This is a genomic window from Niveispirillum sp. KHB5.9 (genome assembly GCF_048066115.1).
Classification (GTDB): Bacteria; Pseudomonadota; Alphaproteobacteria; order Azospirillales; family Azospirillaceae; genus Niveispirillum.
In genome coordinates this window covers 212819-228892 of sequence record NZ_JBLTYX010000006.1, presented here as the reverse complement: position 1 = coordinate 228892, position 16074 = coordinate 212819, and the positions used below count along the sequence as shown (strand labels likewise).

The following is a 16074-nucleotide window of genomic DNA, read 5'->3' as shown; positions in this document are numbered from 1 at the left end:
GGCCGCCATGGGGCGCGGGCGCTTCATCACGCTGGAAGGTGGGGAAGGGGCTGGCAAGTCCACCCAGATCCGCCTGCTGGCCGAAGCGCTGCGCGCCACCGGCGTCGATGTGGTGACGACCCGCGAACCCGGCGGGTCGCCGGGGGCCGAAGCCGTGCGCGACCTGCTGGTCAATGGCGATCCCGGCCGCTGGCTGCCGGTCAGCGAGGCCATGCTGCTGTCCGCCGCCCGGCATGACCATGTCATGCGTGCCATCCGCCCGGCGCTCGATGCCGGGCAATGGGTGCTGTGCGACCGGTTTGCCGACAGCACAATGGCCTATCAAGGGTATGGTCACGGCCTGGATCACGGGGTGCTGACGGCGCTGCGCGACATTGCCGTGGGCGATACCAAACCCGACCTGACCCTGATCCTGGATATCGATCCCGCCCAGGGCTTGGCCCGCGCCGCCGCGCGGCGGGGGGGGGAGGATCGGTATGAACGGATGCAGGTGGCGTTCCATGAACGCTTGAGGGAAGGGTATCAAGCCATTGCAAAGGCTGAACCTTTCCGCTGCACTTTAATCGATGCCTCAACCGGGATCGACCCCATCCAGGTCGCCATCCGCGCCGCCATCAAGGACCGGCTGGGGGTGGCGCTGTGAGCGGGCAGCAGCTTGACGCGGCCGACGCCTTCAACCCGCGTCGTAACACCCATCTGGAAGGCCATGCTTCCGCACAGAAATTGCTGCTGGACAGCTGGAATTCCGGGCGCATGCATCATGCCTGGCTGATCGGCGGGCCGCCCGGTATCGGCAAGTCCACCCTGGCCTTCCGCATGGCGCGCTTCGTCCTGACCAAGGGAGCGGCCGGCGAACAGGAAATGGGCCTGTTCGGCCCGCCGCCCGACCCGACCAGCCTGATTGTCGATGCCGACAGCGCCGTCAGCCACCGTATCGCGTCCGGCGGCCATGCCGACCTGCTGACGGTCCAACGCACCTGGGATGAGAAGCGCAAGCGGTTCAAGCGCGACCTGCCGGTGGAGGAGATCCGCAAGATCGCCCCCTTCCTGCGCCTGACCTCGGCCGAGGGCGGCTGGCGCGTGGTGATCGTCGATGGTGCCGACCAGCTGAACACCAGCGGCCAGAACGCCATTCTGAAAATTCTTGAAGAACCGCCCGCCAAGGCCTTGATTTTGCTGGTGGCCGACAATGTCGGCGCCATGCTGCCCACCATCCGCTCGCGCACCCGCAAGCTGGCGCTGGAACCGCTGAGCGAAGCCCAGGTCAAGGCGCTGCTGTTCCGCTATCTGCCCGATCTGGAGGATGCGGAGCGTACGGCGCTGGCCCGCCTCTCGGAAGGCAGCATCGGCCGAGCCATGGAACTGCACGCCGCCGGCGGCCTGACGCTCTACAAGGCCATGCTGAGCGTGTTCGAGACCCTGCCGCGCCTGGATATCGTGGAAGCCTATGCCTTCATCGACGCGACCTTACGCGGTGGCGGCAATGAGGAGGCGAGTTGGGCGGCGGTGACGGAACTGATGGGGTGGTGGCTGGGCCGTCTGGCCCGCGCCGGGGCCCGCGGCACCATCCCGCCGGAGGTGGTGCCCGGCGAGGCCGCCCTTGTCCATCGCCTGATGCAGGGGAGCCACCGGGTGGGCGGCCTTGATCGGTGGGTGGACGTGTGGGAGAACACCAACCATATGTTCGCCAAGGCGGAATCCGCCAATCTCGACCGGCGCCAGACTTTGATGTCGGCCCTGTCGCGGATTGAGGCTGCCGTCGGCTGATCCATCTGACCTTCCCAGTTGCGGAGAAGACCCCCATGTCCGGGCGCGCGCCTTATTACATCACCACGCCGATCTATTACGTGAACGATGCGCCGCATGTCGGCCACGCCTACACGACGATCGCCTGCGACGTGATGGCCCGCTTTAAGCGGCTGGACGGGTTCGACGTCAAGTTCCTGACCGGCACCGACGAACATGGCCAGAAGGTCCAGAAGTCGGCCGAGGCGTTCGGCACCAGCCCGCAGGAGTTGGCCGACAAGAATTCCCAGAATTTCAGGGAGTTGGCGGCCCTTTTGAACGTCAGCAATGACGATTTCATCCGCACGACCGAGCCGCGCCACATCACGGCCGTGCAGGCTTTGTGGCACCGGCTGGTCGATAGCGGCGACGTCTTTCTGGGCAGCTATAGCGGCTGGTACTCCGTCCGTGACGAGGCCTATTACAACGAGGATGAGCTGACGGAGCGGGACGGCAAGCGTTTCGCCCCCACCGGCGCCCCCGTCGAATGGGTCGAAGAACCCAGCTATTTCTTCCGTTTGTCGGCCTATGCTGACCGTCTTTTGCAGCTCTATGAGGAGCAGCCGCAATTCATCATGCCGTCGGGCAAGCGGTCGGAAGTGATCAGCTTCGTGAAGGGTTCCCTTCGCGACCTGTCGATCAGCCGCACCACCTTCGACTGGGGCATCAAGGTTCCGGGCGATGAGAAGCATGTGATGTATGTCTGGCTGGATGCGCTGGCAAACTACATCACCGCTGTTGGCTATCCCGATGAAAGTGCAGACTTTTCTAAGTTCTGGCCGGCCGACCTGCACATGGTGGGCAAGGACATCCTGCGCTTCCATACCGTCTATTGGCCGGCGTTCCTGATGGCTGCAAAGCTGCCGCTGCCCAAGCGCGTGTTCGCCCATGGCTGGTGGACGGTGGAGGGCGAGAAGATGTCCAAGTCGCTGGGCAATGTGGTGAAGCCCGCCGACCTGATCGACACCTACGGCCTGGACCAGACCCGGTATTTCCTGATGCGGGAAATACCGTTCGGCAATGACGGCGACTTTTCCAAGCGCGCCATGGCGCAGCGGATCAATGTCGATTTGGCCAATGGTTACGGCAACTTGTGCCAACGCGTCCTCTCGATGATCCAGAAGTATCACGAAGGCCAGGTGCCCACGCCGGACGCCCTGACCGATGCCGACCACGCCCTGCTGGGTGCCGCCAGTGGCATGCTGGATGCCGTGCGGACCGAACTGGATGCCCAGGCCTTCAACAAGGCGTTGGATGCCATCTGGCGCGTCGTTGACGATGCCAACCGCTATGTCCAGGAGATGGCGCCCTGGACCCTGCGCAAGACCGACGAGACCCGCCTGGGCACGGTCCTGTACAATCTGGCGGAAGTGATCCGGCAGTTGGCCATCCTGACCCAGCCCTTCATGCCCGACACCAGCAACCGCATCCTGGACCAGTTGGTGGTTCCGGCCGATCAGCGTGGTTTCGGTGACCTGACCGCCCATCCGCTGGTTGCCGGCACCCCGCTGCCGGCCCCGGCCCCGGCATTCCCGCGCTATGAGGCGCCGGAGGAGGCAAAGTGATGCTGGTCGACAGCCATTGTCATCTGGATTTCCCCGACTTCGCGCCGGAGCGTGACGCCGTGGTGCAGCGGGCCCGCGATGCCGGCGTGGGCTTGATGCTGACCATCTGCACCCATATCAGCCGGTTCGGCCAGGTCCATGACGTGGCCATGGCCTATGACGACGTCTATTGCACCCTGGGTGTTCATCCGCATCAGGCGGCCGACGAATTCCCCCTGTGCGACGAGGCCACGCTGCTCCGCCTGGCGCGGGAGCCCAAGGTGGTGGGCATCGGGGAGACGGGTCTGGATTATTTCTATGACAAGTCGCCGCGCGATGTGCAGCAGGAGAGCTTCCGCCGTCATATCCGCGTCTGCCTGGAAACCGACCTGCCGATCATCGTCCATACCCGCGATGCCGACGAGGATACGATCCGCATCCTGAAGGAGGAAGGGCAGGGACGCCTGCGCGGGCTGCTGCATTGCTTCAGCAGCAGCCGGCAACTGGCTGAACAGGCTTTGGAAATCGGCTTCCACATCTCGCTGTCCGGCATCCTGACCTTCAAGAAGTCGGAGGATCTGCGTGACACCGCCGCCATCGTGCCGATGGAAAGGCTGCTGGTGGAAACCGACGCGCCCTATCTGGCACCCGTGCCCATGCGCGGCAAGCGCAACGAACCGGCCTATGTCGCCCATACCGCCCGCCATCTGGCCGAGGTGAAGGGCGTGGACGCGGCCGAGATGGCGCGGGTTTCCACCGCCAATTTCCTGCGCCTTTTCAACAAGGTGCCGGCATCGGCCGTGAAGGCGGCTTAAAGCACGTGGATGATCTGCGCATCACCATCCTGGGCTGCGGCGGGTCCAGCGGCGTGCCCTTGATCGGCAATGACTGGGGGGCGGCCAACCCGGCCAATCCTCGCAACCGCCGCCGCCGCCCGTCCATCCTGGTGCAGCATCGCGACACGACCATTCTGGTCGATACCGGCCCGGATATCCGCGAACAACTGCTGGATGCCGATGTACGGCGGCTGGACGGTGTGCTCTACACCCATGCCCATGCCGACCATGCCCATGGCATCGATGAGTTGCGGGCCGTGAACTGGCAGCAGCACACGCCTATCGACATCCATGCCGACCGGGCGACGCTGGATATCCTGACCAAGCGCTTCGACTATTGCTTCGAACCGCCACCGGTGAAGCCGCCCTTCTTCCCGCGCCCCGTGCTGATACCGCACCTGCTGAATGGGCCGTTACGCATTGGTTCCATTGATATAATCCCGTTCGAGCAGGATCACGGCTATTCCAAATCCGTAGGCTTCCGCTTCGGTCCCATCGCCTATTCCACCGATGTGGTGGCGCTGGATGACCATGCGTTCGACATCCTGCACGGGGTCGATACCTGGATCGTGGATTGTGTGCGGGTGGCCCCGCCGCATCCGGTGCATGCGCATTGGGAGATCACCAGGGGTTGGATCGAAAGGCTGCGACCGCGCCGCGCCATCCTGACCCATATGAACCAGTCGATGGATTACGACACGCTGCGCCGCATGCTGCCGCCCGGCGTGGAGCCGGCCCACGATGGGATGGTGGTGGTGCCGGGCGAGCAGGGGGATTGAGCCTCATCCCGTAAGCGATTGTTCTGGAAAGGATAAGGCCATGAGCGTTGTTCGCACCGCCCTGATCGGTTTCGGCTATGCCGGCCAGACCTTCCACGCGCCGTTGATCGCCGCCACGCCGGGGCTGGAATTGGCCGCCATCGTCTCGGGCAACCCAGACAAGGTGCGCGGTTCCTGGCTGTCGGTGCCGGTGGTGGCCGATGTGGCCGCGATCCTGGCCGATCCGTCCATCGACCTGCTGGTCATCGCCACGCCCAACGACACTCATGCCGATCTGACCCGCCGCGCGCTGGCCGCCGGCAAAAATGTCGCGGTGGACAAGCCCTTTACCGTGAATCTTGATGAGGCACGCGAACTGGCCGCTCTGGCGCGGCAGTCGGGTCGGGTTCTGTCGGTTTTCCATAATCGCCGCTGGGATGCGGATTTCCTGACCCTGTCGGACCTGATCAAGCGGGGTGATCTGGGCCGCGTCACCCAGTTCGAAAGCCATTTCGACCGGTTCCGGCCGGTGCCGCGTGACCGTTGGCGCGAACGGGCCGGCGTGCCCGGCGCCGGGCTTTGGCACGATCTGGGTCCGCACATCATCGATCAGGCACTATGCCTGTTCGGCCGCCCGGCCGGCATCTTCGCCGATATCGGCACCCAGCGGCCGGGTGGTGGCGCACCGGATTATTTCCATGTGCTGCTATCCTATGCCGATGGTTTGCGCGTCATCCTGCATGGTTCCATGCTGATACCGGATAGCGGCCTGCGCTTTGCCGTGCATGGCGATGGTGGCAGCTTCATCAAACGTGGCCTGGACAGCCAGGAAGACATGCTGAAGGCCGGCAACCGACCGGGCTGCGACGGCTGGGGTGCCGACCCGTCACCGGGCCTGCTGACCCGGATCATCGATGGGACGCCGCAGGCTGAAACCGTCCCGGGAACGGCGGGCGATTACCGGCGCTATTATGGCGCTGTTCAGGCTGCCATCGCTGGTACCGGTGATAATCCCGTCACTGCCGATGAAGCCGTCACTGTGATGGAACTGATCGAAGCCGGGTATAAGAGCGCCATACAGGGACGTGTCATAACGCTTTGATCCGGCTATTGGAATTTCGGGGGTTTACCCAGGGTGCTCCTGGTGATGCGGTGGATTTAATTTCCATAATCATAATTATCGATTATAAATTGCCGCAGGGGTGGGTTCTATTTTGAAGTGCGACTCTCCTTCATAATCAGGTGATTAGGGTCGAGATTTATCCTGACACCCCATCAGGGCCGCCGATCAAGCCCCCAGCCGCCCCAACTGCCCGGTGTACTGTAGCGGCGCTCGACGGCGGCGGCGCGGCCATCGGCGATGGCGGCATCCAATGCTTTCTGCAAGCGGGTTACCGTGGCCGCCGGTACCTTCCTGTTGCAGGCCAAGGCACCGATCGACCGGGTCAGGCGCATGACCATACGCACGGGCATATCCACCTGCCGCGCCTGATAGGGTGCTGCCCAGGCGCCGCCAGCATAGAGGTCTGCCTTGCCGTTGAAGATGTTGCCGATCTCCGCCGCCCCTTCCGCCGTCACCAATGTGACGTTCGGCACGTCGCGGGTGATATCGCGCAGATGCTTTTCCAGGGCGCCACCGGCCTGCACGGCAATGCGCAGACCGGACAGGTCCGCCGGTGATGCGATCTTGCGCTGAAATCCCAGCGGTGCGAACAGCGCCCAGCCGCCCTCCATCAACGGCGAGACCCATTGGTAATGCGGCCGCCGATCCTCCGTCAGGTTCATCAGGAAGATGCAGGCATTGGGCTGGCTGTCGACCGTGGCGACCGCGTCCGGCCAGGGCAGGATGCGGAATTCATGGGGAATGCCGGTATCCTGCATCATCAGCCGCACCTTGTCGGTGGCCAAACCGATCAATTGTCCCGTCAACGGATCCTGGAAATTCACCGGCGGGTTGGGTTCCGTGATCAGCAGCAGGGGCCCCTCCCCCTTGCGCTCGGTGGCGGGGGCCGCGGGGCTGATCCACAGGAGGCCCGCCAACGCCGCCAAGCCCAAGCCCAGCTGCCTTGACATTCCTCTGCGGTCACAACCCCAAGTCAAATCCGTCATCTCCTGGACACCAAACCGGCCGGACGTTGCCGCGGGCGTTTGGAAATAATACGCACCAAGCCGAAAGCTTGCGCAACGGCGAATTCCTGAACCAGGCCAAGGCGTCAGGCGATCAGGATCAGCAGAGAATTGTATTTCTATACTGAAATGTTCGCCGGGGAGGCCAGAGTGGGCTTCATCACCTCCCCTATTTGGAGCGGGAATGAAGACGATTGTATGATAATAAGTGTGAACAATCGGTAAAGCCATCCACCGGACGGCCTACCCCAACCGTCTATTCACATGTCGTCATAGAGAGTCGAGGTCCCGGGCATATCCGGCTCCGACGCGTCGCGCACGCCGGTATGGCGCTGCCATTCCCCGCACCAGTCGGTGAAATTGGTGGTGGGCATGGCGCCGGACGGAAAGCGATCGGTGACAATGGGCGGGAAGCGGCGGCAATCGCCCTTCGGCCCCCGCTCACGCACGCCATGGCCTAGCCAGAACCGGCAGCTGTAGCAATTGTCACCACGACGCAAGACCGTCCTCTCCCTTCGCTGTCAGGCACTTCATCCTAGTTCCTGTTCGCCCTGTTGCATAGCATGGGCAACCATGACCGTATGGACAGGGGAGAACGCTGGATGACCGACATCGAACCGAAGGCCAATGGCGGGACCGTCCTGCTGTCCGGCGGCAATCCGCAGATCGCCAAGGGCGATGGCGATGCGCCGGTCCAGGCCTATATCGCCGCCATGCCCGGTTGGAAAAGCGATCTGGGCCGCCGGCTGGATGCGCTGGTGGTGGAGACTGTGCCGGGCGTGCAGAAGGCCGTGCGCTGGAACTCCCCCTTCTACGGGGCGGGCCAGGGCTGGTTCCTGTCATTCCACGTCTTCACCCACTATGTGAAGGTGACCTTTTTCCAGGGAACGTCACTGTCACCCATCCCGCCCGGCGGCACGGAACGCAGCAAGGATGCCCGCTGGATCGATATCCGCGAGGGTATTTTCGATGAGGCGCAGATGACGGCCTGGATCGGGCAGGCGGCATCCCTGCCCGGCTGGGTTCCCTGACCTCAATCATGCCCCTCAATGCGGCTTGACCGGTTTCGGCCGCCGGCGGGCACCCGTCGGGTCGGCGGGCGTATAGGGCGGCGCCGGCACATGGCGGCTGTTGGGCAAGGGCTGCTCACAGGGCTTGGCCGGGCGCAAATCCTGATGGTTCTGGTGGTAATAGGTCTGGATGTCGGCGTTCAAGTTGTCCCGCCGCGCAGCACTGTCCGATCCCTCGGGCGCGTTGCGCAGCTTCTGATATTCCCGCACTGCCATTTCCAGTTCCTGGTCGCTGCGGATGGCCATGGTCCATTCCTTCCCTTTATTCCGCCCATGGGAAAAACGGAAAGGAACGGCTTTGGTTCCCGTCAGGCCAGATGGCTGTCGATGCTGGCCCGGCTGCGCAGGGTGCGATGGACGGGGCAATTGCCGGCGATCTCCAGCAGCCTTTGCCGCTGCGCCTCGTCCAGATTGCCCTCCAGGGTGATGGCGCGGGTGAAATGATCCACCTTGCCGCCGGCATTCTCCGTCACCTCGCCATCCAGCGGGTCGCGCTTCTCATGCGTGACCACCACGGAAACCCGGGAGAGGGGAAGGTTCTTGCGGTTGGCGTACATGCGGATGGTCATGGAGGTGCAGGCGCCCAAGGCCGCCTGCAGAAGCTCATACGGGTTGGGTCCCTGCCCCGTGCCGCCCACGTCGGTCGGCTCGTCCGCGGTGAAGCGGATGCCGGCGGCGGTGACCACATTGTGATAAGGGCCCTCCCCCGTTTCCGCCACGCTGACCGGCCCCTCATGCGATGCACCGGCCGGCTTGGGCGCGTTGACCCCATCCAGGCGCAGTGCACGCCGCGCCCAGCCATCGACCAGCCCGGCCACGAATCCGGTATTGCGCTGGTCGGCCACCAGGTGCCCGGCCCCGTCCAAGGCCACGAAGCTCTTGGGATGCTTGGCCAGCGACAGGATGCGGTCGGCCTCCGCCAGCGGGACCACCGGGTCCTTGGGATCATGCAGGATCAGCAGCGGCCGGCCCAGATTGCCGATCACCGACGCCATGTCATGCAGGGCGACATCGGCGGCGAAATCGGCGGTGATGGGCATTTCCCGGTCGCCGACATTCAGTTGCACGCGGCCATCGCGCTGCATCTCGGCTTCCTTGCCCGCGATCTTGCCCAGGATGGTATGCGGGCCGGAGGGGGAATTGACGGTGACCACGGCCCCGACGCTGGGCAGGTCGGTGGCCGCACGCATCACGGCCGTCCCGCCCAGGCTGTGCCCCACCAGCAGGCGCGGCGCCTCTATCTCCTGCGTCAGCGCCGCGGCAGCCGACAGCAGGTCGGCGACGTTGGTGGAGAAATTCGTCTCGTCGAACTGCCCGCCGCTGCCGCCCAGGCCGGTGAAATCAAAGCGCAACACGGCCCAGCCGCGTTCGGCCAGGCCCCGGCTGATTCGGGCCGAGGCGTGGTAATCCTTGGAGCAGGTGAAGCAGTGGGCGAAGATCGCCGTGGCCACGGGCCGCCCGTCCGGCAGGTCGATCCGGCCGGCCAGCATGGCCCCCGTCGATCCGGCGAAGTTGAAATCCTGCGTCACGCGCGCCATCGTGGCCCCCGTCTGCCCCTCTTGAACCGGCCCCTAAGCTGGACCGGCGCCGGGGCGGGACGCAAGCCCTTTGCCAACAATCCCGGATGTACCATGCCCAGTCCCCTGAACGATGCGATCGTCCTGCCCGGCCTGGAAAGCCCCAGCGCGGTAGAGGTTCTGGACGAGCGGTTCAAGCACCGGGGCTTCATGAATTTCTCCGTCATGCGCCTGCGCCATGAACGGTTCGCCGGTGGCATGACGCCGGAGATCGAGCGCGACGTCTGCTATCGTGGCCGGGCTGTCGCCATCATCCTGTATGACCCGGCGGCCGACATCCTGGTCATGGTGGAGCAATTCCGCATCGGTCCCTTTGCCGCCGGCGCCAATCCCTGGATATTGGAATTCGTCGCCGGGATGGTGAAGCCGGGCGAGGATCCGGTGGAGGTTTCCGTGCGTGAGGCGATGGAAGAGGCTGGCTGTACGCCCCGTGACGTGCGCTTGGTCTGGTCCGTCATGCCGACCCCCGGCGGTTCGACGGAGATTGTGGATATCTGTGCCGGACTGGTGGACAGCACGGGCCTGGGCGGCATCCATGGCGTGGCGGAGGAGGTGGAGGATATCCGTGTTCATCTGGTACCCGCCGAAACCGCCATCACCCTGATGGACGAGAACCGGGTTGCCAGCGGCTTCACCCTGCTGGGCCTGTCCTGGTTCGCCCGGCATCGCGACCGGCTGCGCCGTGAGGCAGGTGTGGATTAACGAATTCCACATCCCGCATTGCATCACGCGATAACCTGCGGTGCGGAAGCAAGCCCTGGTAATTACACAAACCCGCAGCCATATTTGGCGCCACAGTTTCACACTTCATCTAAGGGCAATTACCGTGGATGTACGCAACGGCTTCCTGGACAGCATCGGCCGCACCCCCCTGATCCGCCTGAAGGGCCCGTCGGAACTGACCGGTTGCGATATCTATGGCAAGGCGGAATTCCTGAACCCCGGTGGGTCGGTGAAGGATCGCGCGGCATTGGCCATCGTCCAGGACGCGATCGAACGCGGACAATTGCGGCCCGGCGGCACCATCGTGGAAGGGACCGCCGGCAATACCGGCATCGGCCTGGCCCTGGTGGGCAATGCCCTGGGCTTCCGCACCGTAATCGTGATGCCGGAAACGCAGAGCCAGGAAAAGAAGGACATGCTGCGCCTGTGCGGGGCCGATCTGCGGCTGGTGCCGGCCGTGCCCTTCAAGGACCCCGGCAACTATGTCCATGTCTCCCGCCGCATTGCCGAGGAACTGGCAGAGACGGAGCCCAACGGCGCCATCTGGGCCAACCAGTTCGACAATCTGGCCAACCGTGAGGGCCATCGCCGCACCACGGGGCCGGAGATTTTCGAGCAGCTGGACGGAAAGATCGACGCCTTCACCTGCGCCACCGGCACTGGTGGCACGCTGGCCGGCATCGCGCTGGCCCTGAAGGAACGCAAGGCCGACGTGAAGATCGTGCTGGCCGATCCGCTGGGCTCCGCGCTTTACAGCTGGAAAAAGACCGGCGAGTTGAAGGCCGAGGGCGGTTCCATCACCGAGGGCATCGGCCAGGGCCGTGTCACCGCCAACCTGATCGACGCCCCCATCGACGATGCCGTGCAGGTGTCGGACGAGGAAGCACTGCCGGTGATCTTCGATCTGCTGAAGAATGAAGGCCTGGTGCTGGGCGGGTCGACGGGCATCAATGTTGCCGCGGCCATCAAGGTGGCCCACGACCTGGGACCGGGCCATACGGTGGTGACCATCCTGGCCGATGGTGGCTCGCGCTATCAATCGAAGCTGTTCAATCCCGCCTTCCTGCGCGAAAAAGGTCTGCCGGTCCCGAACTGGCTGGAATAAGACTTCAGCGACAAGAAGGTGAGCGATGACCCTGCTGTTCCGTGACGATCCGTACCAGGTGGAAGCCCAGGCGGTGGTGCTGGCGGCGGGGCCGGAAGGCATCCGCCTGGATCGCAGCCTGTTCTATCCCAATGGCGGCGGACAGCCGGGGGACATCGGAACCCTGTCCTGGGACGGCGGCAATATCACCATCATCGATGCACGCAAGGCGGAACCGCTGGTGGAACGCGGGGAGCAGGTGCTTCATATCCCCGCCCCCGACACGCCCCTGCCCCCGATCGGTGCCACGGTGACCCAGCGCATCGACTGGGACCGCCGCCACCGCCACATGCGCATGCACACCACCCTGCACCTGCTCTGCGCCGTCGTACCGGGGGCGGTGACGGGCGGACAGGTGGGGGCGGACCGTTCGCGCCTGGATTTCGACGTGCCGTCGGCCAGCCTGGACAAGGACCAGATCGAAGCGGCGGTCAATGAACTGATCGCCGCCGACCACCCGGTGCGCGAACGCACCATCACCGATGCGGAACTGGACGCCACCCCGGAACTGGTGCGTACCATGTCGGTGAAGCCGCCGACGGGATCGGGCAGCGTGCGCCTGCTTCAGATCGGCACCGATGATGCCATCATCGACCTGCAGCCCTGCGGCGGCACCCATGTGGCCCGCACGGGCGAGATCGGTGGCATCACCATCGTGAAGATCGAGAACAAGGGCAAACAGAACCGGCGCGTGCAGCTGGCGCTGCGCGACTGAATGGCATCGTAGGTCAGGTCGAGGCGGCAGCCGAGCCCTGACAGAAACGGATTGAAAGCAATACTGTCAGGGCTCGCCGTCGGCTCGACCTGACCTACGGAGAGCAGGAAGCCATGAGCGACGAAAAGTCCCCTTCCCAGTTGATCGACGGGCGCATCGCCGACCTGGGTGACTGGCGTGGGGCCACTCTGGCCCGGTTGCGCGCCCTGATCCATGACGCCGTGCCGAATGTCGAGGAAACCTGGAAATGGCGCGGCGTGCCGGTATGGGAGAAGGACGGCATCCTGTGCACGGGCGAGACCTACAAGGACAAGGTCAAGCTGACCTTCGCCAAGGGGGGCTCCCTGCCCGACCCGGCCGGCCTGTTCAATGCAAGCCTGGATGGCAATGCGCGGCGCGCCATCGACCTGTTCGACGGCCAGATGGTGGATGAGGGCGCGTTCAAGGCCCTGATCCTGGCTGCCGCATCCCTGAACAAACCCAAGCCGCGCGCCCGCAAGGGCTGACGATCGGAGAATAGTGATGTCGGACCCGTTGGTTTCCCCGCTCTGGCTGGAAACGGAACTGCACAATCCCCGCCTGCGCATCCTGGACGCTTCCTGGCACATGCCGGCGGCCCGGCGTGACCCGAAAGCCGAGTTCCTGGCCAAGCGCATCCAAGGCGCGCAGTTCTTCGACATTGACGGGATTTCCGATCCCGACAGCCCCCTGCCCCACATGTTGCCCACGGCCGCCGCCTTCGCGAAGTCGGTTGCGGCCCTGGGTATCGGGTCGGACGACATCATCGTGGTCTATGACGTGACGGGCCTGTCCAGTGCGGCGCGTGCCTGGTGGATGTTCCGCGTCTTTGGTCATGACCAGGTCTTCGTGCTGGATGGCGGCCTGCCCGGCTGGCAGCGCATCGGCGGGCCGGTGGAGGATGGGCCGGTGACGGCACCGACCCCCGGCAGCTTCACGCCGCATTACCGCCCGCATCTGGTGCGCTCGGTGGAGGAGATGCGGTCCAATCTGGAAAGCGGGGCCGAACAGGTGCTGGACGCCCGCGCCGCCGGCCGGTTCGAGGGTACCACGCCGGAGCCGCGCGCCGGCCTGCGCGGCGGCCATATTCCCGGTGCCCGCAACCTGCCCTTCGGCGATATCCTGGACCTGGAAACCAAGTTGATGCTGACCGGCGATGCGCTGGGCGAACGTTATCTGCGAGCCGGCATCGACCTTTCCAAACCCATCACCACATCCTGCGGCAGCGGCGTGACCGCCGCCGTGCTGACCCTGGGCCTGGCGCGCCTGGGCGTGGAGAATGTGGCGCTCTATGATGGGTCCTGGACCGAATGGGGTGGGCGTGAAGACCTGCCGGTGGCGACGGGGGCGGCGGGCTGATCGCCTGTCAACCCCTTGAACTGTATGGGCGGGTTTGAACGACGCGGGGTCGATCCGGCCCATGCAGACGCTATGCTGGGGTGATTGAGAGACGGGAAGGCTCCGGCCCGACCGCAGGAGAAAACGGCCATGACCGATAGCAGTGCGCTTCCGCCGCCCGGCCATAACAAGGTGACCGTCACCTATCTGGAGATGGCGGCCAAGCCCCCGCGCCGGCAGCGTCCGCATCCGCCGGGCCTGTCGCTGCTGCGGGCGGAGAACTGTACCTGGTCCTTCTACCGCTATCTCTATGACACGATCGGTGAGGAATGGCTGTGGTGGTTCCGCCGCGCCATGCCGGCGGATGAGCTGCGTGCCATCCTGGCCGACAGCCAGGTGGAGATCTATATCGCCCATGTCACGGGCGTGCCGGCCGGCTATGTCGAGCTGGACCGCCGCACGCCCGGCAAGTGCGAAATCCAGTATCTGGGCCTGATCCCGGAATTCATCGGCCGGCGCATCGGCCCCTGGCTGCTGGACTGGGCCATCGAGGCGGCCTGGAACGGGGCCGGGGTGGAGAAGGTCACCGTCAATACCTGCGACCATGATCATCCCCGCGCGCTGATGACCTATCAGAAGGCCGGGTTCCAGCCCGTGGGCCAATCGGTGCGGTTCGATCCCGACCCGCGTCTGGCCGGCCTGATCCCGCTGACCGCCGGATCGCATATCCCCCTGCCGACCGCCGCCGGAAACGACCAAGCATGAGCAAGCATAACCACGACACCCCGTTCGCCGAGAATACGCGCCTGATCCATGCGGGCCGCGCGCCGGAGAAGTTCGGCGGGGCCGTGAACATCCCGCCCTTCCGCGCCTCCACCGTGCTGTTCCCCACCCTGGCAGAACTGGACGCCTATGATCCGGCCCTGCGCAGCGTGCGCTATGGGCGCACGGGCAACCCGTCCAGCCACGCGTTCGAGGCGGGGATGACGGAGTTGGAGGAAGGGCATGACGCCGTCTCATATCCGTCGGGTCTGCAGGCCATCACCAGTTCGCTGCTGGCCTTCACCCGTCATGGCGACCATGTGCTGATCGCCGACACCGCCTATGCCCCCACCCGCAATTTCGCCAACGGCATCCTGAGCCGTGCCGGTGTGATGGTGGAATATTTCGATCCCGGCATCGGTGCCGGCATCGCCGCCTTGCTGCGGCCGGCGACGCGGGTGGTGTTCCTGGAATCGCCGGGGTCCCTGACCTTCGAGGTGCAGGATGTGCCCGCCATCGTGGGGGCCGTGGCATCGGCCAACCCCGACATCGTGCTGATGATGGACAATACCTGGGCGGCCGGGCTGCTGTTCAAGCCGCTGAAGCATGGTGTGCATATCGCCATCCAGTCGGCGACCAAATATGTCGGCGGCCATTCCGATGTCAGCCTGGGTATCGCCGTCTGCGCCCGCCCGAACCATTGGCTGCGGCTGAAGAAGGCGTCGATCGAGCTGGGCGCCTGCGCGTCCGCCGATGATCTGTTCCTGGGTCTGCGCGGCTTGCGCAGCCTGCCGGTGCGCATGCGCCGCCATCATGAATCGGGACTGCGTGTCGCCCATTGGCTGGCGGCACGGCCGGAGGTGACGCGGGTGCGCCACCCGGGCCTGTCCTCCTGTCCCGGCCATGAGACATGGAAGCGCGACTTTGCCGGTGCCTGCGGCCTGTTCGCGTTCGAGATGGCGCCCACCCCGCGTCCGGCCATGGCCGCCATGGTGGATGGCATGGCGCATTTCGGCATGGGCTATAGCTGGGGCGGGTTCGAAAGCCTGATCCTGCCCTCCAACCCCAGCTCGCTGCGCAGCGCCGTGCCCTGGACGGGGGGCGAGTTGGTGCGCCTGCATGTCGGGCTGGAGGATGTGGAGGATCTGATCGCCGACCTGGATGCCGGGTTCGCCCGGCTGAACGCGGCCCTGGAGCAAGCATGACCAGCTTTCCCCTGCCCGACACCGCCATCGACGCGGCGCTGGCCGCCGTCAAATTCGATGCCGACGGCCTGGTTCCCGCCATCGCCCAGCAGCATGACAGCGGCGAGGTGCTGATGATGGCCTGGATGAACCGGGACAGCATCGCCGAAACCCTGCGCACCGGCCGCGTCTGCTATTGGTCCCGCTCCCGCCAGTCCTTTTGGCGCAAGGGGGAGACGTCCGGCCAGGTGCAGGGCCTGGTCGAATGGCGGGTCGATTGCGACGGGGATACGATCCTGCTGCGCGTCGATCAGCAGGGGCCGGCCTGCCACACCGGCCGCCGTTCCTGCTTCTATCGCCGCGCCGATGCGGATGGGTTGAGTGTCACCGATCCGGTGCTGCTGTCGCCCGACGCGCTTTATGGTGGCAAGGGCCAGTCATCCGGTTTTTGAATGGCGCAAATGGATAACCCATCCAAAAGGACATAGGTTCA

General features: G+C 64.9%; 19 protein-coding genes. 15 read left to right on the top strand and 4 right to left on the bottom strand.

Annotated elements, in window-relative coordinates; all coding sequences use genetic code 11:
• The first annotated feature begins 7 nt into the window (after positions 1–7).
• The 6 genes from tmk to ACM9HJ_RS13170 are packed head-to-tail and all read left to right on the top strand — an operon-like array spanning position 8 to position 6025.
• Positions 8–643, top strand: a complete 636-nt coding sequence (gene tmk / locus ACM9HJ_RS13195; RefSeq protein WP_416572196.1) for a dTMP kinase — start codon at positions 8–10, stop codon at positions 641–643.
• On the top strand, positions 640–1767 hold the full coding sequence (locus ACM9HJ_RS13190) for a DNA polymerase III subunit delta' (protein WP_416572195.1): 1128 nt from the start codon (positions 640–642) through the stop codon (positions 1765–1767). Before tmk ends, ACM9HJ_RS13190 begins: the two co-directional genes overlap by 4 nt.
• A 35-nt stretch (positions 1768–1802) precedes the next feature.
• Positions 1803–3350, top strand: a complete 1548-nt coding sequence (gene metG / locus ACM9HJ_RS13185) for a methionine--tRNA ligase (protein WP_416572194.1) — start codon at positions 1803–1805, stop codon at positions 3348–3350.
• Complete coding sequence (locus ACM9HJ_RS13180; RefSeq protein WP_416572193.1) at positions 3350–4144, top strand: TatD family hydrolase; 795 nt, start codon at positions 3350–3352, stop codon at positions 4142–4144. Before metG ends, ACM9HJ_RS13180 begins: the two co-directional genes overlap by 1 nt.
• Positions 4145–4149: 5 nt before the next feature.
• On the top strand, positions 4150–4944 hold the full coding sequence (locus ACM9HJ_RS13175) for an MBL fold metallo-hydrolase (protein WP_416572192.1): 795 nt from the start codon (positions 4150–4152) through the stop codon (positions 4942–4944).
• A gap of 40 nt (positions 4945–4984) precedes the next feature.
• Positions 4985–6025, top strand: coding sequence for an oxidoreductase (locus tag ACM9HJ_RS13170; RefSeq protein ID WP_416572191.1), 1041 nt, complete (start codon positions 4985–4987; stop codon positions 6023–6025).
• A 173-nt stretch (positions 6026–6198) separates the two neighbouring features.
• Here ACM9HJ_RS13170 and ACM9HJ_RS13165 read toward each other — a convergent pair whose 3' ends face one another.
• Both ACM9HJ_RS13165 and ACM9HJ_RS13160 read right to left on the bottom strand, forming a co-directional pair.
• A complete protein-coding gene (locus ACM9HJ_RS13165; protein ID WP_416572190.1) occupies positions 6199–6996 on the bottom strand; it encodes a substrate-binding periplasmic protein in 798 nt (265 codons plus the stop codon).
• Positions 6997–7310: 314 nt separating this feature from the next.
• A complete protein-coding gene (locus ACM9HJ_RS13160; RefSeq protein ID WP_416572189.1) occupies positions 7311–7550 on the bottom strand; it encodes a hypothetical protein in 240 nt (79 codons plus the stop codon).
• A gap of 102 nt (positions 7551–7652) precedes the next feature.
• On the opposite strand from ACM9HJ_RS13160, the gene ACM9HJ_RS13155 reads away from it, so the two are divergent.
• A complete protein-coding gene (locus ACM9HJ_RS13155; protein WP_416572188.1) occupies positions 7653–8081 on the top strand; it encodes a DUF1801 domain-containing protein in 429 nt (142 codons plus the stop codon).
• Between the two features lie 15 nt (positions 8082–8096).
• On the opposite strand, the gene ACM9HJ_RS13150 is transcribed toward ACM9HJ_RS13155, so the two are convergent.
• Entirely contained in the window at positions 8097–8366 is a 270-nt protein-coding gene (locus tag ACM9HJ_RS13150; protein ID WP_416572187.1) for a hypothetical protein, read from the bottom strand.
• A 62-nt stretch (positions 8367–8428) separates the two neighbouring features.
• Positions 8429–9658 carry an alpha/beta fold hydrolase gene (locus tag ACM9HJ_RS13145; RefSeq protein WP_416572186.1) on the bottom strand — a complete coding sequence of 410 codons (1230 nt, stop codon included), beginning with the start codon at positions 9656–9658 and terminating at the stop codon, positions 8429–8431.
• Between the two features lie 93 nt (positions 9659–9751).
• Between ACM9HJ_RS13145 and ACM9HJ_RS13140 the strand changes: the two genes are divergently transcribed.
• The 8 genes from ACM9HJ_RS13140 to hisI all read left to right on the top strand — a co-directional run bounded on the left by ACM9HJ_RS13140 (position 9752) and on the right by hisI (position 16033).
• The gene (locus ACM9HJ_RS13140; RefSeq protein WP_416572185.1) at positions 9752–10399 is read left to right on the top strand and encodes an NUDIX domain-containing protein; all 648 of its coding nucleotides are present in this window, start codon (positions 9752–9754) and stop codon (positions 10397–10399) included.
• Between the two features lie 124 nt (positions 10400–10523).
• Positions 10524–11525, top strand: coding sequence for a cysteine synthase A (locus ACM9HJ_RS13135; protein ID WP_416572184.1), 1002 nt, complete (start codon positions 10524–10526; stop codon positions 11523–11525).
• A 25-nt stretch (positions 11526–11550) separates the two neighbouring features.
• Positions 11551–12279, top strand: coding sequence for an alanyl-tRNA editing protein (locus ACM9HJ_RS13130; protein WP_416572183.1), 729 nt, complete (start codon positions 11551–11553; stop codon positions 12277–12279).
• 113 nt (positions 12280–12392) lie between these two features.
• Positions 12393–12785 (top strand): DUF1801 domain-containing protein, encoded by a 393-nt coding sequence (locus tag ACM9HJ_RS13125; protein WP_416572182.1) that lies wholly within the window; start codon positions 12393–12395, stop codon positions 12783–12785.
• A 16-nt stretch (positions 12786–12801) separates the two neighbouring features.
• Positions 12802–13656 carry a 3-mercaptopyruvate sulfurtransferase gene (gene sseA / locus ACM9HJ_RS13120; protein WP_416572181.1) on the top strand — a complete coding sequence of 285 codons (855 nt, stop codon included), beginning with the start codon at positions 12802–12804 and terminating at the stop codon, positions 13654–13656.
• Positions 13657–13785: 129 nt separating this feature from the next.
• The gene (locus tag ACM9HJ_RS13115) at positions 13786–14400 is read left to right on the top strand and encodes a GNAT family N-acetyltransferase (protein WP_416572180.1); all 615 of its coding nucleotides are present in this window, start codon (positions 13786–13788) and stop codon (positions 14398–14400) included.
• Complete coding sequence (gene metC, locus ACM9HJ_RS13110) at positions 14397–15602, top strand: cystathionine beta-lyase (protein ID WP_416572179.1); 1206 nt, start codon at positions 14397–14399, stop codon at positions 15600–15602. Before ACM9HJ_RS13115 ends, metC begins: the two co-directional genes overlap by 4 nt.
• Positions 15599–16033, top strand: coding sequence for a phosphoribosyl-AMP cyclohydrolase (hisI, locus tag ACM9HJ_RS13105; protein WP_416572178.1), 435 nt, complete (start codon positions 15599–15601; stop codon positions 16031–16033). The genes metC and hisI overlap by 4 nt, the downstream gene beginning before the upstream one ends.
• The last annotated feature ends 41 nt before the right edge of the window (positions 16034–16074 follow it).